The 21,913-nt window shown below is 43.6% G+C and carries 20 protein-coding genes; 8 read left to right on the top strand and 12 right to left on the bottom strand.

The window, feature by feature from the left end; genetic code table 11:
• Positions 1 to 5: 5 nt before the first annotated feature.
• Positions 6 to 944 (top strand): nucleoside hydrolase, encoded by a 939-nt coding sequence (locus tag FIV04_RS24015; protein WP_152470921.1) that lies wholly within the window; start codon positions 6 to 8, stop codon positions 942 to 944.
• Between the two features lie 11 nt (positions 945 to 955).
• Entirely contained in the window at positions 956 to 1,948 is a 993-nt protein-coding gene (add, locus tag FIV04_RS24020; protein WP_152470922.1) for an adenosine deaminase, read from the top strand.
• Positions 1,949 to 2,070: 122 nt separating this feature from the next.
• On the opposite strand, the gene FIV04_RS24025 is transcribed toward add, so the two are convergent.
• From FIV04_RS24025 to FIV04_RS24040, 4 genes are all read right to left on the bottom strand, one after another.
• Positions 2,071 to 2,454 carry a hypothetical protein gene (locus FIV04_RS24025; protein ID WP_032551789.1) on the bottom strand — a complete coding sequence of 128 codons (384 nt, stop codon included), beginning with the start codon at positions 2,452 to 2,454 and terminating at the stop codon, positions 2,071 to 2,073.
• 152 nt (positions 2,455 to 2,606) lie between these two features.
• The gene (locus tag FIV04_RS24030) at positions 2,607 to 3,413 is read right to left on the bottom strand and encodes a hypothetical protein (protein WP_152470923.1); all 807 of its coding nucleotides are present in this window, start codon (positions 3,411 to 3,413) and stop codon (positions 2,607 to 2,609) included.
• Between the two features lie 174 nt (positions 3,414 to 3,587).
• Entirely contained in the window at positions 3,588 to 4,100 is a 513-nt protein-coding gene (locus FIV04_RS24035) for a nuclear transport factor 2 family protein (RefSeq protein ID WP_152470924.1), read from the bottom strand.
• An 8-nt stretch (positions 4,101 to 4,108) separates the two neighbouring features.
• The gene (locus FIV04_RS24040) at positions 4,109 to 5,044 is read right to left on the bottom strand and encodes an alpha/beta hydrolase (protein ID WP_152470925.1); all 936 of its coding nucleotides are present in this window, start codon (positions 5,042 to 5,044) and stop codon (positions 4,109 to 4,111) included.
• A 372-nt stretch (positions 5,045 to 5,416) separates the two neighbouring features.
• Here FIV04_RS24040 and FIV04_RS24045 point away from each other — a divergent pair, with 372 nt between their 5' ends.
• The 4 genes from FIV04_RS24045 (at position 5,417) to FIV04_RS24060 (ending at position 10,030) form a co-directional block, all read left to right on the top strand.
• On the top strand, positions 5,417 to 6,970 hold the full coding sequence (locus tag FIV04_RS24045) for a methyl-accepting chemotaxis protein (RefSeq protein ID WP_150872952.1): 1,554 nt from the start codon (positions 5,417 to 5,419) through the stop codon (positions 6,968 to 6,970).
• Positions 6,971 to 7,151: 181 nt separating this feature from the next.
• Positions 7,152 to 8,342 carry a hypothetical protein gene (locus FIV04_RS24050; RefSeq protein WP_152470926.1) on the top strand — a complete coding sequence of 397 codons (1,191 nt, stop codon included), beginning with the start codon at positions 7,152 to 7,154 and terminating at the stop codon, positions 8,340 to 8,342.
• Positions 8,343 to 8,506: 164 nt separating this feature from the next.
• On the top strand, positions 8,507 to 9,016 hold the full coding sequence (locus FIV04_RS24055; RefSeq protein ID WP_152470927.1) for a hypothetical protein: 510 nt from the start codon (positions 8,507 to 8,509) through the stop codon (positions 9,014 to 9,016).
• Between the two features lie 162 nt (positions 9,017 to 9,178).
• Positions 9,179 to 10,030, top strand: coding sequence for a dienelactone hydrolase family protein (locus FIV04_RS24060; protein ID WP_152470928.1), 852 nt, complete (start codon positions 9,179 to 9,181; stop codon positions 10,028 to 10,030).
• Here FIV04_RS24060 and FIV04_RS24065 read toward each other — a convergent pair.
• From FIV04_RS24065 to FIV04_RS24090, 6 genes are all read right to left on the bottom strand, one after another.
• The gene (locus tag FIV04_RS24065) at positions 10,027 to 10,938 is read right to left on the bottom strand and encodes an AraC family transcriptional regulator (protein ID WP_152470929.1); all 912 of its coding nucleotides are present in this window, start codon (positions 10,936 to 10,938) and stop codon (positions 10,027 to 10,029) included. The genes FIV04_RS24060 and FIV04_RS24065 overlap by 4 nt on opposite strands.
• A 15-nt stretch (positions 10,939 to 10,953) precedes the next feature.
• The gene (locus tag FIV04_RS24070; protein ID WP_152470930.1) at positions 10,954 to 11,445 is read right to left on the bottom strand and encodes an SRPBCC family protein; all 492 of its coding nucleotides are present in this window, start codon (positions 11,443 to 11,445) and stop codon (positions 10,954 to 10,956) included.
• Positions 11,446 to 11,484: 39 nt separating this feature from the next.
• Positions 11,485 to 12,312: an oxidoreductase gene (locus FIV04_RS24075; protein ID WP_152470931.1), complete on the bottom strand. Its 828-nt coding sequence runs from the start codon at positions 12,310 to 12,312 to the stop codon at positions 11,485 to 11,487.
• Positions 12,313 to 12,349: 37 nt separating this feature from the next.
• Positions 12,350 to 13,228: an alpha/beta hydrolase gene (locus tag FIV04_RS24080; protein WP_172974321.1), complete on the bottom strand. Its 879-nt coding sequence runs from the start codon at positions 13,226 to 13,228 to the stop codon at positions 12,350 to 12,352.
• A 214-nt stretch (positions 13,229 to 13,442) separates the two neighbouring features.
• Positions 13,443 to 15,425, bottom strand: a complete 1,983-nt coding sequence (locus tag FIV04_RS24085) for a TonB-dependent receptor (protein WP_152470933.1) — start codon at positions 15,423 to 15,425, stop codon at positions 13,443 to 13,445.
• Positions 15,426 to 15,446: 21 nt separating this feature from the next.
• Positions 15,447 to 17,039, bottom strand: coding sequence for an alpha/beta hydrolase-fold protein (locus tag FIV04_RS24090; protein ID WP_152470934.1), 1,593 nt, complete (start codon positions 17,037 to 17,039; stop codon positions 15,447 to 15,449).
• Positions 17,040 to 17,160: 121 nt separating this feature from the next.
• On the opposite strand from FIV04_RS24090, the gene FIV04_RS24095 reads away from it, so the two are divergent.
• Complete coding sequence (locus FIV04_RS24095; RefSeq protein ID WP_253895595.1) at positions 17,161 to 18,150, top strand: AraC family transcriptional regulator; 990 nt, start codon at positions 17,161 to 17,163, stop codon at positions 18,148 to 18,150.
• A 39-nt stretch (positions 18,151 to 18,189) separates the two neighbouring features.
• On the opposite strand, the gene FIV04_RS24100 is transcribed toward FIV04_RS24095, so the two are convergent.
• Together FIV04_RS24100 and FIV04_RS24105 are read right to left on the bottom strand one after the other, a co-directional pair.
• Entirely contained in the window at positions 18,190 to 19,596 is a 1,407-nt protein-coding gene (locus FIV04_RS24100; RefSeq protein ID WP_253895598.1) for an FAD-binding oxidoreductase, read from the bottom strand.
• A gap of 428 nt (positions 19,597 to 20,024) precedes the next feature.
• A complete protein-coding gene (locus tag FIV04_RS24105) occupies positions 20,025 to 20,696 on the bottom strand; it encodes a type 1 glutamine amidotransferase domain-containing protein (protein ID WP_152470935.1) in 672 nt (223 codons plus the stop codon).
• A gap of 132 nt (positions 20,697 to 20,828) precedes the next feature.
• On the opposite strand from FIV04_RS24105, the gene FIV04_RS24110 reads away from it, so the two are divergent.
• A complete protein-coding gene (locus tag FIV04_RS24110) occupies positions 20,829 to 21,713 on the top strand; it encodes a LysR family transcriptional regulator (protein WP_152470936.1) in 885 nt (294 codons plus the stop codon).
• Positions 21,714 to 21,913: the final 200 nt, after the last annotated feature.

The raw sequence follows: 21,913 nt of genomic DNA on the forward strand, positions 1-21,913 counted from the left end.
AGACAATGAGACACTTACTGATTGATACTGACACTGCTTCTGACGATGCAGTTGCGTTGCTAATGGCTTTGCGAGAGCCAGATGTGCATGTAGAAGCGATTACAACAGTAGCGGGAAATTGTGAAATACCACAATGCAAACGCAACGCCCTTATTTGTGTAGAAAGAGCAGGCACTTATGTACCACCGGTATACGCAGGTATGACTAAGCCTTTGTTCCGAGAACATTTTACTTCTCATCATATTCATGGCGAAGATGGAATGGGCGATATGGATCTCGCGGAGCCGAATCTAAGCGTGCAAAGTCAACATGCCGTGGATGCCATGATTGAATATGCCCGTTGCTTTAAAGGTGAGTTAGAAATAGTGACGTTAGGTCCGTTAACCAATTTGGCAATGGCGGTGCTTAAAGATCCAGAGTTCGTTCATAATATAAAACAAGTGACGGTAATGGGAGGGGCTGGACTGACACCTGGTAATATTACGCCATTGGCAGAGTTTAATTTTTATGTTGATGCTGAAGCAGTTCATATTGTATTGAATTCAGGCTTGCCACTGACCATTGTTGGTTGGGAAATTGGTATGGGTGAAGCGTTTATTGGCGAAGAAGATATAAAACAACTTAACCAATTGGGAGAGCTCGGTGAATTTACGGTGCGTTGTAACAAGGTCCTGATGGAGTTTAATGCAGGTCGTACAGACAGAGTGGGTTTTGATCTGCCTGATCCAACGACTATGGCGGTCGCTTTATATCCTGATATCGTGGAGTCTTACATCGAAGCTTACTCATGGATCGAATACAAAAGCGAGCAATCTTATGGCCATTTTGTCATTGACTCTACAAACCTGACTCATAAACCTCAGAACGCTAAAGTCATAACCAAAATTAAAGACGGGTACTTCAAACAAAAACTGTTTAAGTTGCTAAGCACAAAGTCTTTCTAAGGAGTGCAATCATGACTATATTTTCGCCTCAAAATCTTGCAAAAGTTGAGCTGCATGTACACCTTGATACCTGTCTAAGCTACTACTTCGTCCGTCAACTATTCCCTGAAATGAGGATGAGAGAGTTTCAAGAAACCTTCATCGCACCTACGCAGTGTGAAGACTTAGGTGATTTTCTAAGTAAAATCGCGCCCATGTTGGACATTTTGCAAACGAAGCAAGCGATAGAACGAGCTGTCGATGATCTTTTTGACCAGTTTCAGGCGGACAATGTAGTGTACGCCGAGCTTCGTTTTGCTCCACTTCTTCATACGCGATTGGGGTTAACTGCTGAAGAGGTTGTAGAAACTACATTGGCGGCGATGCACAAAGCCATCAAAGAGTATGAGATTGAAGCTGGTTTACTTTTGTGCACGCTGCGCCACTTTAGCGAAATCGAGAGCATGGAAACGGCAAAGTTGGTCACCCGTTTTCAAGATGATGGGGTTGTTGGGTTGGATTTAGCCGCTGATGAAGCCCGCTTCCCACTAGATAACCATCTTGCCGCATTTGCTCATGTGATTGAGGCTGGTGGAAATGTTATTGCGCATGCTGGAGAGGCTAAAGGTGCCGACAGCGTGACAGAGGTGTTGGATAAGCTGAATGTATCGCGTATCGGTCATGGTGTACGCAGTATTGAGCAATCTGAAGTGATTGATAGGTTGAAGCGAGATGGCATTTTGTTGGAGGTTTGTCCGAGTTGTAATTTGGTCTGTAATGTCTTTGGCAGTATTGAAGAACATTCTGTAGATAAACTAAAGAAAGCGGGAGTAAAGATTAGCATCAACACAGACGCTCGAACGATAGCAAATACGACATTGAACCAAGAGTATCAGCTCCTACACGATGTCTTTGAATGGCAAGCTGAGGATTTCGTGCAAACGAACCTTGACGCACTGGATGCCAGTTTCATCGCTACAGAGCTTAAGGAAGTATTGAAAAACAAGGTGCTATCCGCACAATAATATCTTGTTCGCTTTGCCTAGAAACGAGCCGGCTTAACTTTCCACGTCAAAGTGGACCGACGATTGAAAATTGATGAGTGAATCTAGATAAAGTAAAGGCCACTGAATAGTGGCCTTTGATTTTATACGCGAGACAAGTCGTAGCCTGCAGCGAGTAGTAAGCCTCGTTCATGTTTGATGAGTTGAGCTCTATCTTCGATAAGTTCATGCAGTGCTTGTTGCGGCTTAGATGCGATGGTCTTGAAGTCTTCGAATGAAAGAGCATCTTCGATAGCTTCAAACATTTTGCTAATCACATTTCGTGCTTCACACGGGTTTGATTCCGTTTTGAAGTATTCAACACCCTTAGCTGCTTCGCGCATCTCTACAAGCAGTTCTGTTGGGCTGGTTTCTTTCGCTACTGCTAGGTAATTATCCAGTACTCGCTTAGCGAAAAGGAGCTCTGTTAGTGGGATATCGCGACCGCTTTCGATCAATGCTTGGTCTAAAATTTGTGTTGAGCTCATCGTCTGTCCTTGTTTCATCTTTTACAACTTTTAAAGGCAGTCTAAAGTATCGTGACAACAAAATAAATAACGCTTTTCATATAATATTTATTCAAAGATTCACTTCGGAATAAATAGCTTAACCGCATCAACTGTTCGTGATTGAAATCCGGTTATGGAGCGTAAGAAGTGACCTGTGAATAGTCGACGATGTAGCCGATATCATCCAAAAGTGCGACAGATATGACCCCAAGGGTAAACCCATTGCTCATCACCTCTTGAGTCATCGGAGCGATGGTTTTGGCGTCACTGTTTTTAGAATCATCCAATACACGCTTTTTATCCCCTTGCCAGACATAATCATATAAATGACCACCATCGTCGCTAATCGGTAACGCCGTCAAAGCCATGTTGTACAGCTCATTGTATCTTTTCAGAGATTCGCTGTTATAGACACTGAACACATTACCTTTTTGATTCTCATCGTAATGTGTGTAGTCATAGGAGTAAGATCCAACGCCGAAAACGTGACCCATTTCATGTACGATGTTTGCGTTAAACTCTTTTTGATCGAACCCGATCTGATAAGTGTGAGAGCCAATAATGATTTCGCCGGACAGCGGAAAGTAGTATGGGCCTACTTTTTCATCCTCATTTGGACCAGCCATACCATTGGCATTGTCGAGAGGCTCAACATACACGTTGATATCAACATTGTGATGCTCTTTCCCTTCGATTCCTTTTAATACAGATAACCACTTGTTGGCTGCTGCTATGTAGGGCTCTTGTGAGGTTTCGTTCCATTCCAATTGTTCATTATCAGTATTTACCTTTCCTTTGAAATGCAAAGAAACCGATAAGCCATCGTTAGACACTGTCTTTGTCGCAACGGTTTCATTAGAGAGGTGTTGGGGTTCTGAATCTAGGCTGCATCCGTTTAACGCAATGCACAATAAACCTAGAAAAATGGTGTGGTTCATAACAAATTCCTATCTTGAATACTTGTTCCTTACTAGTTTTTACTTCCACCTCTCTTGCTTCAAGTATCAGTCTGTATGGTTATGTCATGTAGTGTCGTATGCGGCGCATACAAAGAAAAATACCCTGACATTATGTTCAGGGTATTTTTTGGGGGTGTTGGTATTTCTGAATGACTATTTGGCCTTTGCGGCTTCAATCGCTTGCCCTAGCACTTCTCTAGAACCGATTTCATCACCGGCGTTAAGAGTCAGGGAGGAAATTTGCCAATCAGAATCCGTTTTCTTCATTTCAAAGGTGTACGACCCTGAAATCTGCCAAAAACCGTCTTTACCGATATAGTGACTTGCCACGATGTCCGCATTGACTTCGGCTTTGTTGCCAGTTTGCTCAATATCGATGTTCGTTAGATCGTGGTAAGTGACATCAAAGCCTGGCAGCAGTGCTTCCCAATTATTCATTAAGTCTTCACGCTTAACTGTTGAAACCTCGCCTCCGAATGCAGAAGTGTAGTCAACGATAACCGTCGGCGTGAAGATTTGCTCTAGGGCATCGAATAGGTTTCGATCCGCGAGTGTTGCCATGCTCTTGGCAGTTTGCGCTATTTTCGCTTCATCACGAGTCAAATCGCCTGCATGAGCGCTTAGCGCTGCGACACTTAGTGCAAGTGTTAAAGTTTTACGTAGCATAACGACTCCTAAAGCTTGCGGTCAAAAAACTGAACGACAGCGTCTGTTGATGCTTGAACATCTTCTTCAACATCATAGAAGTCGAACTGAGATACGTTTTCTAACCATACGGCTTCAACGTTGTCGCCCGCTTTGTCTAAATAGCCGTGAGTACCCGCTGGGATAGCCATTGCTTCTGAAGCAACGAGCAGAACAGGCTTATCTTGTTGTGCCGCAGTTGCGTGAGCATCGTAGGTTAACCAACCAGCCCATGAGCCCAAGTTAAATGCGTTGTCCCATTCTGGGATGAGTCCGCGGTCTTTTTCAGTGTAGTAAGGCACGTTGTACATCAGTGCATTTTGGTTGGTTAGGCTCGCACCTTCGATGATTTGTGGCTCATCGCTAGTTAAAGCTGAAATACCTGTTTGGATTAGATTTGCTACAGAATCAGCACCGCCATAGATAGCATCTACAATTGTGCGATCGTGCAACCAAGGTGCAACAGCGGCAGCTGCAATCACATCCTCGTTACCCAACACGGCATCAAGCATGTACCCTGATGATGCACAGATACCCAAGCCGTATGCTTTTGATGCATCAATGCCTTTAACTTGGTCTAAAGATGCGAAAACGGCTTTGATGTCTGCAATTTTACGTTGCGGATCTTCCAGCTCTATCAGTTTATCTTTTGACTCACCCCATCCTCGGAAATCAAAAGTGATTGCGGCATAACCTTGCTCTGCTAGGTGTTCCGCGTAAGTCGCTGGCATTTGCTCTTTTACTGTTGTCCAAGCTCCGGTAACAACGACGACTGGTGGATTCTCAACGTCATCAGGGAGATAGATGTTAGCGGCAAGGTTACCTACCTCTGTTTTTAGCGTGGTGTGTTTTACGATAGTGTCTGCATAGGAGCTAGAAGCGAATACTGTACTTGCAATTGCTGTAACTAAAGCTTTTTTCATCATGATACGTCTCACTCTATTGTTTCGTGGTTCCATTTAAAACAGTGCTCTTTGCTGTAATAAGCACCTCTAAGATGTTTGATAATTTAGTCAAAAAGCGGCGAGAGATATTGAAGAAAATTGAGTTTTGTTTTGTAGAAAATTGCGCGATTGGTGGGAGATTTGTCTGCGATAAATACTAAATCAATGCTCGAATAAGACGGTTTATTGTTCGCTCAATGACGGTGAATGCCATTCGCTATATTAATGAATTAATATAAATTTTGTGTTCATGTGAATGCATAGGTGACATTGCGGTAACAAAATGTTACAAAGCGTCCAAAATCCTTATAAATAATAAGTAGTTATTGAACGCTTGCGACCTTGAGACACAACATGACTATAAAAACAAAGCTGTTTGGCTTAACTGGCCTTTCTATTCTCGCCTTGATTGCCATTGTTACCATTACCGAATTGGCTAACCTAAAACTTCTAAAATTAGAGAAGACTTTAATTGAAGTAAAAGAGATGGAAGTGTCTCTTTTACAAATGGATCGGATTCAACGAGATCTGTCTGATTCATTTGCGACCTCAAAATTAGATGCATTCAAAAGTGAGTATTCAGACTTTCAAATGCTATCTGGATTACTGACGAACGACTTAGATGAGTTAGGTATTAACGTTTCTGAGCTCTCATCGTTGCGTCAAAAGATCACGCTTTATCGCAAAGACGTTGAGACTACGGTGGCCAATCGTGACACCGATTTAAGCGTTGTCGCAGAAATGCACTCAGAGATGAAAACCTTAATTACCGAAATCTTCACGATCTTCCATGGTATCGAATCGACTCTAAATACCGAGTTAGCGCAAGAGCAGAAAAGCATTGAGCGCTTTATCATGTTATCTGTTCTGTTGGTTACAGGTATGCTTATCTTTGGTTCCTACATCTTGATTCAAAACATTCAGGGCAATATTCGCCAGCTAAGCCAAATGATGCTGACAATTGCGAATACTCACGATCTAACCATGAAAGCTAACACTGATCGTAATGATGAGATCTCAGAAATGGCGGGTCAGCTAAACATCCTTTTAGAGAGCGTCCAAGGACTTATCTCACGCGTTCAAGGAAGTGTGAGTGAACTTGGCGCTGCATCGACTCAACTGCAACAGAGCAGTGTTGATACAGAAAATGCATTGAATCGTCAGCAACTGGAAACCGATGGTGTTGCTGCTGCTGTCACTGAAATGGGTGAGTCAATTAAAGAGGTGGCGAACACTACGGAGAGTGCGGCTGATAACACTCAACGAAGCTATGACAATGCGCAATTGGGCTTTAATGAAATTGTTGAAACACGCGATACAATCACTGAACTATCTAGCGATTTATCGAGTGCGAGTGATGAAGTGAATCATCTGGTTGCGCTGTCAGACCAAATTAGTTCTGTATTGAATGTTATTGGAGAGATAGCCGAGCAAACGAACTTACTGGCGTTGAATGCAGCGATAGAAGCGGCGAGAGCTGGAGAGCAGGGGCGTGGTTTTGCGGTTGTTGCCGATGAAGTGAGAACACTGGCTGGCAAAACACAACGCTCGACGGCTGAGATTTCTGAGATCATCACTGCGGTACAACAACAAACCCAAACCGTGGTATCGACAATCCAGTCTTGTAGCCATAAAGGTGCTGACAGTGTTCACATGTCTGAGCAGGCACTGAGTCATATTAAAGCGATTATGGAAGAGATGAAACACATCTTGGATAGCAGCACACAGATCGCATTGGCTGTGGAACAACAGAGCAGTGTATCTGAAGAGATCGCGCGTAACGTGAATACGATTCGAGACTTAACGTGCGTGAACGTTGGGGCGGTTTCTGAAAATGCTCAATCTGCAACGGTAGTCGCGAGCCAAGCGACTGACTTAACGCTCGCTATTGATAAGTTTAAAGTGTAGAGCTACGTACCATTATGTACTGAGTGCTTGACCTAAGTGAAAGGTACTCTAAGAGAGGATTGTTGTAGGAGGGAGACTGTTGTAAGAGTTTGTATGGGAATGTCTTATAGCTATTGCCATCACTTATAGGTTCGGTCTTTTCTCGTACATTGATACTTCGTTGAGCGTAATGAGGTGTCGCATGAAAATTCTACCGTTAGCCGCCGTGACCACGGCGGTTTTACTTTCCGGCTGCAACAGTTCGAGTCAAAGTAAGTCAACATCCCAGCCAACTATTGGTCTTGCATCCCAAGTTCACGGCATATCGATTGAGGCCGTTCCATCGCAATTCTCCGACTATTCTAAAGCAGGCTACAACCGATACGTTTCAGTGAAAGCCCCGAATGGTAAGTCGATTCATATCTTAATCATGGACCGACTGAGTGAGTATCAGATCGTCAAAGCAGTGAATGTATTGAATCATTATCTAACCCCAGTTGCAGGGACCAAATATGGCGATAAGGATTCTAAGCGTGATATTGCTAATGCGATGGCGAATAACGGGGCTATTTTGAAGTTGATGAACTATCACGATGAGCCCAGATATAATGATGATCTCGATGGACAGCCACTATTCGAAGAGGAAATTCAGGTTGAAGGCGGCGATTGGTATGTTCGACAAGATTATGAAGATCATCGAGACGCCTCCTATGAAGAGATTCTCCATCTCGTGCATGACTATGGTATTGGTGTGCTCAATGCTCCTGAGGGAGGGGCAACAGCACTGCCAGAGTTCCAAAGAGAATTTAATACCATTCAGAAGCAAGCGTTAAATCAATCCTATACGCCACCTGAAGATACGCTGAAAGAGTGGCAGCAAGAAGTCAGTGTAGACCAAGAGTACTTTGCTGCCATCATCGATAGCTACTATGGCCTTTGGGGTGCATACAGTGGAAAAGGCATGTGGGACCTGTACAGTGTTAAGACTCGAAGTGATTTCTCCACAGAAGATCCTAACGCCCTCTACATAACTGAACAGATTTTCTCGCCAACATTAACCTATGACGCGTACATTGCAGATACCTTCACCGGTACTTTCAAAATGCGCTATGACGCTACTGTGCCATATACACATCACTCTCAATATCTCACCAAGCTGACTCTGACCGGAAGCAAGGATACAAATATAGAACTCAATGGTCATGACAACCGTTTGACGGGCAATACTGGAATGAATACGGTTATTGTTCACGGTGCACGAAGTGAATATCACATCCACGATTTAGGAGAAGGTAAGATTCAATTGAATGACATGCTCACCGGTCGTGACGGGATGAACGTGTTAATTAACATCGAAAAAATTCAGTTTTCTGATGAGCTGTGGGAGCTATAACAATTGAACACTTGAGCTACAAAACTGTACACAATGATGCAGAGGAACTGCAGTATTAAAATAGTCCAAGTGGTAGCATAAGGCTAAACAAGTTACTCCCTTTAGTTGTGGTAAATTCTTTGGTTTCGGGAGTGATATAGGACTTACTATTGCAAAGGAATACCATGCTTATTCGAATAGTCGCTTTATGCTTTACTCTCGTACTTACATCATGCGCTTCTACCTCGCAACCGAGTAGTCGCACGCAAGTTAAAGAGTGGGTCGAAGAACATATCAAGCAGTATGATCCAGCGGCTCCTCTCGTTGTTGGCAGCGCTCAAGTTGATAGTGCTCTTACATTTTTTGACGAGCGAGGGGTTGATTTAAAAAAAGTTTCTAACAAAGGAATTGATATTGAGCTAACTCCCAAACGCACGGAAACACTAGGGGACGGAATCAACTCGCATGTGATAACTGCGAATTGCTCTCCAAGTTACGCTGTGTTGTCAGGGAATGTGTCTTTCTCTTGGCAAGGAAGTTTAGAACAGCTGAATAAGGCCAAAAGTAGTGGTAAATTGATGATAAAATCGCAACAAGCTGACGAGGTGAGTTGGCAACTTGTTGTAAGTAAGCCATCTGAGTCTGTGCTGTTCGTAACGCTAGAGGCGATCTGTCTGCAGATTTCTGAAGATTAACGTCTTCAATGAACAGATAAAGCGTAACGCTACTCAATAACTTAACTCACTAACATATCCAATATCTACGTTCCGGTGTTGTAATAATTAGCACCGATCACAAACTGCGCGCCTATCGATAGTTACTCTTAAAAACAATACGTTAGCTATCGAGTGTCCACCATGTTTACAAATCGTCTGTTTGTTTTAAGCCTAGCTTGTTTAAGTCTCTCCTCAGGTGTTATTGCCGCTGATTATGGTCAGAGCATTCAAATCCCAATGAAGGATAAAGGCCTGCTATGGGACAGCGACATTGTTTTAGAAGCAACTCTTTATAAGCCAAAGGGCGAGGGTCCTTTCCCAGTAGTTATCTTTAACCATGGTTCGACAGGTGGCGACAAAGAATACGCGAAACAAACGGTCAATCCGTGGGGCTTTGGGAAATATCTAAATGATAAAAACATCGCGCTGGTGATCCCGATGAGAAGAGGTCGAGGTGGTTCAGAGGGGAGCTATAAAGAGCAATACACGTGTGAGGGTAACGGGATTCGTGAAGGCATAGAGTATGCGACAGAGTCTCTCGATGCATCGTATCAGTTCATCTTAAATCAACCGTGGGTCGATAAAGAGAAGGTTATGTTAGCGGGGAACTCGAGAGGCGGAGTTCTGTCGTTGAAGTATGCCTCAGAACATCCAGATGCTTTTGCTGGGGTGATTAACTTTGCAGGTGGCTGGGTGGACGATTCTTGTATCAAACAAGGTGTGTCACCCAATGTCTCTATTTTCAAAGAAGCAGCAAGCCAACTCGATACACCAACACTGTTTATCTATGGACGCAATGACCCGTTTTATTCGGATGAGTCCATCAAAACCTTTGCTGAGTCTTATGAGAGCGCTGGTGGCAATATCGATTTCAAATTCTACCAACTCGGTAGCGGAGCATCGGGGCATGACATCTTCTACAAGTACTACTATCTATGGTCAGACGTGGTGGACCAATATCTAAAGCAAACAAAAATGGATTTGACGGACTAGTTTATCGATTTTCGATATTCATTCGGAGTCATCCCTGTCTTAGCTTTAAATAGCTTCGAAAGGTGTTGTGGGTACTCAAAGCCTAGACCATAAGCAATTTGGCTGATTTGCTCATTTGAGCTCAATAAAGCGTTCTTGATTCGTTCAATGAGATGATCTTGAATGTACTGTTGCGCGTTGCGACCCGTAGCATTTTTCATCATGTCGCTGAGATAACTGCTCGACATACACATAGCCTCACTGAGGTATTTTACTGTTGGTAGCCCGTTTTCAAGCACTTTCTTAGATTCAAAATATTCTCTTAAGATGCCGTCAACTTTTTCCATTAAATCAAGATTATGGTTTTGGCGAACAAGGAATTGGCGTTCATAATAACGAGTACAATAGTTAAGAATGAGTTCAATGTTAGAAACAATCAAACGTTGAGTATGCTTATCAATGTTCTGGCTGTATTCTTCTTCAACTTGGCGGACTAAGTCACTCAATATGTTCTTTTCTCGCTCTGAGACGTGCAGTGCTTCATTGGTGTCGTAAGAAAAGAAAGAGTAGCTCTCCATTTGACTTGCTAAGCCGGAGCGACGAATCAAATCTGGATGAAACAGTAACGCCCAGCCTTGCTCATCTTCAGTTCCTTCGGTCGCGCTATAGTTATGTGCTTGGCCTGGCTTCGAAAATACCATGCTACCTTGATCGTAGTCGTAGTGATTTCGACCATAAGTGATTTTACCGCTAATGCCTGACTTGAGCGAAATCTGATAAAAGTCATAAACATAAGTAGCATCACCGTAGTCGTAATTCGTTACTCTTTCATCAATTTGGATCAATGAAATTAGTGGATGTGCAGGCGCAGGTAAACTAAGCGCTTTGTGTACCTGCGTAATGGTTTTTATGTGAACGATATTTGACATAACTAACCTGGCGATTTACTCACTTGGGTATAAATCTAGTACGCGAACCTTCAATGCATCCGCCATCTTTTGATACTGTAATCGAGTGTGTGATTCGTCCCAAAAATTGACGTATACACCAGTGTAGTCCTCATGAATAGTAAATTTTGTGCCCAGTTCGTGAGATTCAAGATGGTAGTGCTGATCAAAAGTGATCACACCCCAAATCCCGCCCTTATGGTTGAGATGCGTAGAAGGTGTTATCTCAATCACTTCAGAAGATATATTCGCGCCTTTAGATTCTGTCTCTTGAAAGTAATAAGTCACTTTATTACCAACTTCAAGCTTACCACTGACCAGAGTAATTGCGGGGTTCCACTCTTGATAGCGCTCAATATCAGTGAGTACTTGCCACACATTTTCTGGTTCGCTAGGAATAATAATCTCGGTATGAACTGATTTTGCACCAAGCATCGCGCTTGCTGACATACTTGCAGCAAGTAGAGCGTGAGAACTAAAAATAGGCATGGCAAGTCTCCATTGTTATGTAAGTTTTACGAGCTAAAATTAACGCACCATAAAATCGATAATTCGGTCGAACGTTCTATCGCTTAGAAAACGTCTCATTAACAGTGTTGTAGTCGAAAATTTACCCGCTGCGTAACGTGTCTTTGGTTTAGGGTTGTTGAGGATCTCTTGTACCACTTTAGAGATCACCGAAGTAGGAGAGCCCGCACCATCTTTACCTGACTCTTTAAGGCTCAAGTTCGCCATTCGTTTTGCTAAGTCTTGATAAGGGCCATGGCCAGAGTTGCCTAATACTTGTTTTGACATGACCTCAGGGAATTCTGTTTTAATGGCTCCAGGCTCTAACACCACAACATTGATACCTTTTGGTTCCAGTTCTAGTCTCAAACAGTCACTGAAGCCCTCAATAGCGTGTTTACTTGCGTGATACCAAGCCCCCATCGGTGCATAAATCTTACCGCCAATAGAAGAAGTATTGATGATGGTGCCTGATTTCGCCTCCCGCATGTAAGGCGTGACTAATTGTGTGAGACGAGCAAGTCCAAACACGTTGACTTCAAACTGATATCTCGCGTCATCAAGGCTAGTTTCTTCTACCGAGCCGTACAGCCCATAACCAGCGTTGTTCCATAGAACATCAATGCAACCTTGCTCTGCGATGATTTGGTTTACACAGCGCGTGATATCTTCCTCTTTTGAGATATCCAATTGAAGAACATAACCACCAGCTCGTTCAAGGTCGCCCATTTCATCAACACGGCGAGCTGCACAATATACGATGTTACCTTGCTTGATGAGGTCCATTGCCGAGTCTTTACCCATTCCAGAGGATGCACCGGTAATGAAAATAACTTTTGCCTTTTTCATAGTCGTTCTCACGTTAGTCTTTAAAAATTTGTTCGTTCTAGGCTGACATGTGTTTATTGAAGAAAGTACTTAGTCGCTGTGGTGATTGTCCCAACCAGTCGTAAGCGGCTGCTCGATTTTTATCTAAATCAAGCATTAACAACTCTTTTTCACCGCCAAGTAATTGATAGTACTCATTCACTTTTTCTAATTTGGTCCATGGATCATTCTTGTTTTGGATTACCAGAGTGGGCACCTGAATGTTTGAAACATACTTGAAGAAGGATCCCGCAAGGTCTGCTCCACCACGTTTCATGTTGTATTGATTGACGCGATTGGTTAAGAAGTTAGGCACTCCCATCGCACTCATGTAGTCGACATAGCGCAGCGGCTGAACGGAGATAAGCGCTTTGATGTTTGGGTAGTGTTGTAAGCCGTTTTCTAGCCCATAAGCAAAGGCGGTAGAACTGGTTCCCATACAGATACTGAGTAAACCAATCTGGCTGTCCTTGTATTGAGGGTGAGTTGAAATAAAGTTGACTGCTGCCACAACGTCTTTTGCTTCCTCGCACCCCCAAGCAATATATGGGCTTGAACCATGCGCGCTATTGCCATGATTACGTAGGTCATACATTAGAACGCTGTAACTCTGCTCAACGAGGTGTTTTGCTTGACGTAAAAAAGAGATGTTCTGCTTGTAGAGTTTGATAAGTCCTTTACCTTCAGGAGTGAAACCTGCACGGCTGCACTGAACTCCGAAGTGTGATTGGATGATGACTTTGTCTGACGAGCCCTCTATCAGCCAACCCGATAGGGTTACACCATCTTCAGCTTTGAACGTTACGTCTTGGTAATTCAAACCATACTGATCTGGTGTTTCAAATACTGGTGATTGACCACCTTTCGTCATCATATCTGCAAGGTATTTTGTAATCATGACCATCTCTCCGTATCAAAGTGCTTTTGAATGAGAGCCAGTATATCGAGCATGTTTTGAGCTGACGTATACATATCCTAGAAGCATGTATACATCTTCAATTTGATTTGAATTGTTACGTTTGATTTGACTACGAGGATAAAAAGAACCCTGCTCAGTCGCAGGGTTCTTGTTCTAAAGTCTGTTATTGCAAGACATAATCAGAGTGGGGGTATTAGAAGTCGAAATCGACCTTCACGTAGTATGTGCGGCCCATTTCTGTCTCTTCGTAGGCTTGTGTTGATTGGTCTAAACGTTCATCCGTCACGTTAGTTACACCAGCGCGGAACGTGAAGTTCTCGTTGAGCGCGTATGCACCGCCTAATGATACAATCGTGTAGGCGTCGAGATTATTGTCGCTACCATCTTTTTGCTTACCGGTGTAGTTAAGGCCAGTGAAGAAGGACAAATCGCGTGTTGCCAGCCAGTTCAGATTTGCGTTTGCTAACCACTCTGGGGTGTAGGCGATGTCTTCATCGTCGACTTTATTAACAGCATCGGTGTAGGTTGCATTTGCTGTGAATGACCAGCTTGTTGAGAACTCATAGCTACCTTCCAGTTCAACACCTTTTGTTTCAACCTTATCTACGTTTTCGTATTGAATGATGGTCGATGTTCCATTGAAGAAAGGCGTTAAGTCACGGTCAATCAAGTTTTTAACATCATTGAAGAAACCTGTAGCTTGCACATAACCATCGACGCCAGAGTACATGGCAGATAACTCGTATGTTTTCGATGTTTGTGGCTTCAAATCTGGGTTACCAACAAGCGTGCATCGGCCACCACAACTCACTAGAGAGAAGTCTTCAGACGATTGGAATAGTGTTGGTGACTTAAAGCCTTCACCGTAACCGCCTTTTAGGGTGACGTTATCAATACCGTTGTAGACAAAGTAGACTCGTGGGCTGAAGTCATTGCCAAATTGGTTGTTGTGCGTGAGACGGCCGCTTAATGTTGCTGCGAAATCGTCCGTCACAAAATACTCATCTTGAAGATAGACGGCACTTTGTGTCACTGAGCGAGAGCTCGAATAGTCGCGTTGGTTCTCGACGCTGGTATAAGAGACTTGTGCACCAAGAGATAAAATCTGACTGTCAAAGTGGTCGACAACAAATCTTGAATCTACGGTGTGGTTGTCTTGGTTCAGTTCAGCTTCATCAACCAATGGGTGGAAGTTGTTTTCGTTCACTTGTGCTGTTTCATAGAAGTAACTGGTATCCGATTCACCCCAATCCCAACTGCGCACATGGCCTAAAGTACTGGTGAGTTTTTTTCCATCGTAGTAGCTGGTTGCTAACATGTTCATGCTGCTGAAGTAGCTGTTCTCTACACGTTCATCTTTTGAGTACGACACATCAAGGTAGATGTCGTCTCTATCTGTGATAAACCAGTTCAAAGAGCCTCTGAACACGTTTCTTTTCTGTTCTGTCTGCGGAGAAAAGTTCTCGCCAGCATTATCTGGGAACCACGCTTCTTGATCACTGATGTCTACGGTCGCAGTGTAAGTCAGTACGTCAGGAATGATTGAGCCGCTAACAAATGTATTACCTGCCTTCAATTCACCGCCAGCATTAGGCAATAGTGCATTGGCGTCGTTGTCGGCGGGCATGCTGTAAGTCAGGCTGCCTGAAACATTGGTTTCTGTTGACGCTTGTTTCAGGATTACGTTAACCACGCCCCCAATTGCCTCACTGCCGTAGAGCGAAGACATTGGCCCTCTCACGACTTCGATCTGTTCAATAGCGCTCATTGGGATACTGGATAGATCGAATGAAGCACCACGGATCACGGTTTCACTAGAGCTGATTCGACGTCCGTTGATCAAAAACAGAGTGTAGTTACCGTTAGACGAGTTTTGATTCTGTAGACCACGGATAATGATTCTTGGCTCTGCACCAGTTGTTTTGGCAACGTGTACACCAGCCACGCTCTCAAGCGCTGTCGAGATGTCGGTCGCAGGCAGCTTATCGATATCTTCACGTGTGATCACCGAGATTGATGCTGGCGCATTCTTTATCGATGTTTCATATTGGTTCGCCGTTACTACCATAGTTTCTGTGTGTTGTGCTGATTCACTTGCTACTGAAGGTAATGAGACGAAGCCTGCTAGAGCGATAGCCACTGCTAATTGATGTTTCTTTGTTTTTATCTGTTCCATTTCTTGGGGGATCCTTGGTGCTTATTTACTAAATAGTGTGGTTAATCCATCTGCCAGCATCACGCGCCAGCTATAGTAGTCATGACCACTCGCGACGCTTTTAAACGTCACCGGATAGCCTTTCTGTTTTAAGGTGTCGAATAGGTTTCTATTGGTCTGATAGATACTTGCGTTCTTTGGCTCTGTCTCAAATACACCGGCATTGAGATAGAATTGGATGTCCATTTTGTTCTTGGCTTCGGCAAACTCGCTCATCCAACTCTGTTGTTTGGGCAATTGCTGTTTGACGCCTCGTGGTTTCCACCAAAATGAGCCAGATTGACTGAGCACCTTGCCAAAACGTTGTGGGTGTTCCAAAGCAATATAAGTCGATGCTAAGCCACCAAAACTCGAGCCAGACAACACTGTGTTCTCTGCGGTAGGGCATATAGACTGTGTTTCACAAAGCCATGGCATCAGCTCATTAGCCAACATGTTGGCGAACGTCTCATTGGGTGTGAGTTCCTTCCCTCGCAAACTTGGCCGTGGTGGATTAACAAACACGACCCTCATTGGTGGGATAGCTTTGTCGGCAATCAAGTTATCCATGACAATCGGTGTCGGTACTTTATTTAGGTAGGCGTCGCCATCGAATAGAATCAGTAACGGTGAAGCCTTATCTAGCGGGTAAACCTTGTTCGGCTCATAGATACTGATTTTTCTTTCTTCATTACTCATCGAGTCACTGTAAGAAAAGTGGCTAACCAGCCCTTTAGGTTGTTCTTGCTCGGTTGCGACCTGATCGCTCGACGCGTAACTCAGCGTCAACGTAGATGCAGAACCAAAGAGACCGGTATCTGCTCCAAAAGTTGGCTGGAGATTCAGTGGATCGGGTGCTGCGGTCGCCAGTACTGCTTTTCTCTGCTCCCGATTCACGTCTTTTAATAACTGCGGCACATTGGGCGCAATTCGGTATGAGAGGCGTGTCGTGTCTGGAACTTCAAATGAGTGAAACCAGATGTCACTACCTTCAATCTGGCTCATCTGAGCATGGCCGCCATAAGGAGCCCCTAACAGACGGACATTGTCGACATCACCCCTATATAAAAAGGTAACGATAGCTTTGTTAAGCGTTTGATATTCAACGAGCGGCGCGCCCTGTGACTCAATGATTTGCCAAAACTTTTTTTCAGCATCTTTTACACCACCTTTGATGTCACTGGCGGTTTTAGACAGGGTCGGGCTAAGCATTGGCAGATCTGGCGATAAGTATTGATCGCTTTTCAACGCCATTGGGTTGAGTTGCATCTCAACCTTTATTGGCTTGTTGCTGTCCGCTGTCACCTCTATTTGATAGGTGTCTGCTTCGTCGACGTACCAAAATATCTCGGTTTCACGAGAGTGGTCGTTAAGTAGTTTCTTGATTGGGTCACCAGAAGAGTTAAACGCGATCACTTGGTCCATATACCCCTGACTACGAATATAGCCACGGTAATACCCTGGTTTGTCGACTTTCAAAGACAGTTCTGTGTGGGTGTCGAACTTGATGTTCTGTGCTTTGTTTGCGTCAATGATCATTGCGTGAGCACTGGATAACTGAGTGACAAGAGCAAACAAGAGAAAAATCCATTTCATGAAAAATCCCATTGGCGTTAATGATATTAATTATCATTTATGGTAATTTTCTTTTTCACTCTCTAACAGCAGTTTGAGTTATGCAAAGTAACTAGATTGTTATGAAAACTGGCAGGCACTTATGAATAGTCGAATATCTTCATCTTTTAGGAAAAGCGCTCTCGTGCGTTGGGTTGAGAATGAAGAGAAATACCAAATGGTGTCTGAACAATTCACAGAGGCGGATCCACTTCTAGAAGGGAATGTGGATACGTGCAAAGTTAAAGAAAGCTTTTCTCTGCATTGGGGAACCACAACAGAACTTAAAGATCATCAAGTGATATCCACAGCGCGTAAGGCTCTGATTCTAATCATCCTAACGGACGGTAAACTTGATTTCAGTTACGATGATTTGAATTTCAATATGGACTCTAAAAATGGCTACCAAGGCTTGGTCGTCAACTTGGCAAAACCTGCTACTTTTAGACGTACTGTTCAGAAAGGGAATAAGGTTGCTAAGTTAAAAGTACTGATTCCGCAGGATTGGATTGAGGAGCGAGTAGAGGCGGGCAGTCGAGTTGATGAATTTATCTCACAGCACTTAGCTAACTTTGATCTTTATTCCAATGAAAACCTTCGTGAAATCATCGATAAGATTATTGATCTGCATAATGGAAACGAAGCATTTAAGAAAATTAAGTTGGAGTCGCTAACTCAAAGCTTGGTTTTAGAAGTGTTTGAGCAGCTCACAAACAGTGACAGTCCAGTGAAACCTGTTTTGCTAAAAGCGTCAACGATCACAACTGATAACACCAAGAGCTCCATTGATGGTCTTATCAACCATATTGAAGATAATCTCGATAGCGACCTTTCTGTTAAGGCGTTAGCGGAGTATGCACACACAAGCGAATCAAATCTTAGACGGAAGTTCAAAGAAGTGATTGGTTGTAGTCTTAAAAGTTATATACGCCGCCGACGTTTAGAGGTTGCTCGTAAGCACCTTGAACAAGGCTTAGCGTCGATAACCGAGGTAGCCTACTACGCTGGTTATCGACACCCTTCGAATTTCACCAATGCCTACAAGAAAGCTTTCGGTTATCCACCTGCTGATTCAGTGAGTAGGCGTGATTAATTTGGCTTGTCATGTACTGCATGGTTATGTTTTTCAGGGTTAGTGTTCTAAGTAGCTTTCATCTTGCTTTTTGTAGAGCATCAATGTGCTTTTAACCCCAGTGGACTTAAGAGGTTCAGGGGGGAGCTTGAACGGTAGATCCGACTCTGCGTGAGAGAACCAAGGATGTTCTTTTCCTTTGTATAGAGTTGTAAGTATTTCACCGAACAAGAATGATAGATTAACACCATGCCCATTGTACCCTAGGGCGTAATATACATTTTTGTGTTCGCCTGTTACGCCGACGATTTCGTTACTGTTACTCGTCATTCCTAAAATGCCGTTCCAAACATTTTCAAATTTGATGCCCTTTAAACTTGGGTAAATGGTAATTAACTCTGTCATCATCAAATCACTGACATCATTGAGGTCACCTTTGTAGGCTAGGCCATCGTTGTAAAAATATTCAGCGTTGCCACCACCAATTACTATTCGGTTATCCGAAGTAAGAACTAAATGAAAGAGTAATTTACGGGTGTCATAAAAAGGGAGTCTGCTCTGCCAGTTGACTTCATTAATCTGTTCTTGAGTGAGTGGCTCTGTCACTGCGCTTTGAGTATGAACGGGGAACAATCGATTTTTAAAATAACCCAGTTTTGAGGTGTAACCGTTGGTCGCCAAAACAATATCATTGGCAGTCACTTTGTATTTATCGGCGATTCGGAGTTCGATTCTTTTTCCTTCTTCGATAGCAGTTACCGGGCTGTTTTCATAAATCACAACCCCTTGTTGTTCAACTGCTTTTCGTAAAGCATTAACCAGTTTGACAGCATGTACGTGCCCTCCATTTGGGTCATATACAGCACCTACGTAGCGGTTTGTGCCGAGCTTGTTCCTTGTTATTTCAGCGTCCCAGTATTGGAGTGGAATACCAAGTCGGTTGGCTTGTTGTACATGCTCAAGGTAATAAGCGATATCGTCTTCATCAAGAATCGCTTCGACATACCCATCTAAGACCAAGTTTGCGTCTATGTCCGTCGACTCTACAAGCGCTTGGAGTCTGCGCATGCTGTTTACGGTAATTTGGTAATGATCCGCACTAGCTTCTCCCTCTTCTATAAAGTCGATGACTTCTGAGCCCGGTAATACCATTCCGCCATTTCTCCCTGAAGCGCCGTAACCAACATGTTTAGCTTCAAAAATGGCGATTTTAAGTTCAGGGTTTTCGTTGGCTAAGTGCCATGCGCTAGAAAGCCCAGTATAACCTCCGCCAACAATTGCGATATCAAACTCGGCGTCTTTGGCTAAGGCTGGGCTCTCTTTAGGAGTTTTTGCCCTCAACCAATAGCTATCATTCGGTGAGGCTTGAGTCTCGGTTGGGTTGCTCATCGCTACATTGCTTAGAAGAATTCCAAAGTTGAAAATAAGCAAGCTCACGACACTATTACGAAAAGGGATTGAATTCATTTCTCTTCCAGCTTGAGGGGTTAATACTAGGCACGACTTATTCGAGTTAGTTTTACTATAAGTGCTAGTTATATTTGAAGCCAGTCCGCTTTTATGTCGAAGTTTTGTCTAATTTAATGCGAATGTCTTAGGTATGAAAAATTCTGGAACTTCCCCAAGTTAGAGTACTCTGAAAGGTACTTATTTATGCCCTGTACAACATCATGATTTTTCGTTTTATCACTGAGTTCATTATCATTCTTTATGCTGTCGCTAGCTTCTCGTTCATACTTTGGTGTGCCTTTGGAAAGTAATGTTAGCAATGCGAACAGGCTGGCACAGTAATTCGATGCTGATGCCCTCGGTTGATTGATACAAGTCTCCAGACAAAGAAAAAGGAAAGCAGTACGAAACATGCTTTCCTTTTTTATTCGGTTTGAAGTTAATCTTTATTTCAGAAGATCAACGATAGCTTTGCCTACGCCATGAGCGCTCGTCGGGTTTTGACCTGTGATGACGCGGTTATCGACGATGACAAGCTCTTGCCATGGCTGCACTTTCGAGTAACGCGCTGCGCCACGAGCCAAAGACTCTTCCAATAAGAATGGGATGTCGTTGATGGTGCCAAAATCAATCTCTTCTTCGCGAGTAAAACCAGTCACCGACTTAGATGCAAGCAGCTTCTCACCATTGCTTAGCGTGATTGGTAGTAGAGCACCCGGACCATGACAAACTGCAGCGACAATACCGCCATCTTCATAATGCTTAGCCGAGATCTTAGCGAAGTCTTCGTTGGTTGCTAGATCTGAAAGTAGACCAAAGCCACCTGGGTAGAAGATCGCATCGTAGCTATCTCCATTGATTTGCGATACAGGAATGGTGTTGTTCACGCGGTTTAGGAAATCATCGTCCGCCAAGATTTTTGCGTTTACTGCATCGCCTTCGATGTCTGTTCCGTATAGAGGAGCCTGACCACCTTTGATAGAAGCAATGTCGTAATCAAAGCCAGCATCCAATAATTCGCTCAAGGCATGAGTCAGCTCTGGCGCGTAAGTTCCGTTGGCTTGGTCGGTTTCACCTAGCGTTGCATGGTTTGTAACAATAATCAGTACTTTCTTCATGATGATGTCCTTATGAAATTACGTGTATTTGTTGAACACCCTCATACTAATTGCTAATCAAATAAGTGATAATACGTTTAATTGGCAAAACATTATTGCCAAATAGCAAAGATAGTTATAGCACAGGTGATTATGGATAGTTTCGAAGGCATTAACGAGTTTGTTACGGTTGCGGAGAGCAAAGGGTTTTCTGCCGCGTCGAAACAATTAGGATGCAGCACCAGTCACGTGAGTCGCCAAGTCACGAGATTAGAAGAGCGGTTAGGTGTCGCTTTGTTAGCACGTTCAACGAGAATGGTGAGCTTGACCGATGCAGGCCAGGCGTATTATCAACAGTGTAAGGAGCTAGTGATTGGGCTTCAGCAAGCGAATGAGACATTAACGACGCAGCAAACTCAATTGAGTGGCGTACTAAGAGTCAGTGCTGCCGGCGCATTTTCAGAAAACCACGTCGCTCCCGCTTTAATGGATTTCGCTAAGCAACACCCAAATCTAACGGTAGACATTAACTTCAACACCAGCATGGTCAACTTTATTGAAGACGGTTTTGATTTTGCGATTCGTTATGGAAGGCTTAGTGACTCGGGTTTAATCGCAAGAAAGCTGGTGGACCGTCCAATGGCGGCGGCTGCAAGTCAGAGCTATATTGACGAACATGGCTTACCAACGCACCCGGATCAGCTTAAACATCACAGCTGCATCATTGCAAACAAAGACGTTTGGCTGTTTGAGAAAGACGGACAACCGCTAGATGGAGTGAAGGTACAAGGTCGATGGAAAAGCAATAATGCCCACACGGTTCTGCAAGCCTGTACAGAAGGGTTGGGCGTTGCTTATTTGCCCAAAAGCAGCTTTAACGATGCTATTTCTTCCGGGCGTTTAGTATCTATACTTGAACCCTATTGGGGCAGCGGCAATAGTAGCTGGATTGTGTACCAAAACCGACACTTCCTGCCATTACGAGCGAGGCTAGCTATCGATTTTTTACTTGAATATTTTGCTGGCTGGCAGGAGTAAATTGCACGCTATTTGGCACTGGTAAGAATAGTTGTGTTGACACATATTGTATTAGTTTGCGTGGCTAGAGTTGTATATCGGTTCGATTGTCAAACTTGAACCCGTAGCACGGTTTATGCTGCACCGGATTGCTGGGAATGATGTTCTCCGCTAGTGTGCGGTAAATTATATGTAGTGTATGTGTTTCTGGATTGTCTTAT

The organism is Vibrio sp. THAF190c, assembly GCF_009363355.1.
Classification (GTDB): Bacteria; Pseudomonadota; Gammaproteobacteria; order Enterobacterales; family Vibrionaceae; genus Vibrio; species Vibrio fortis_A.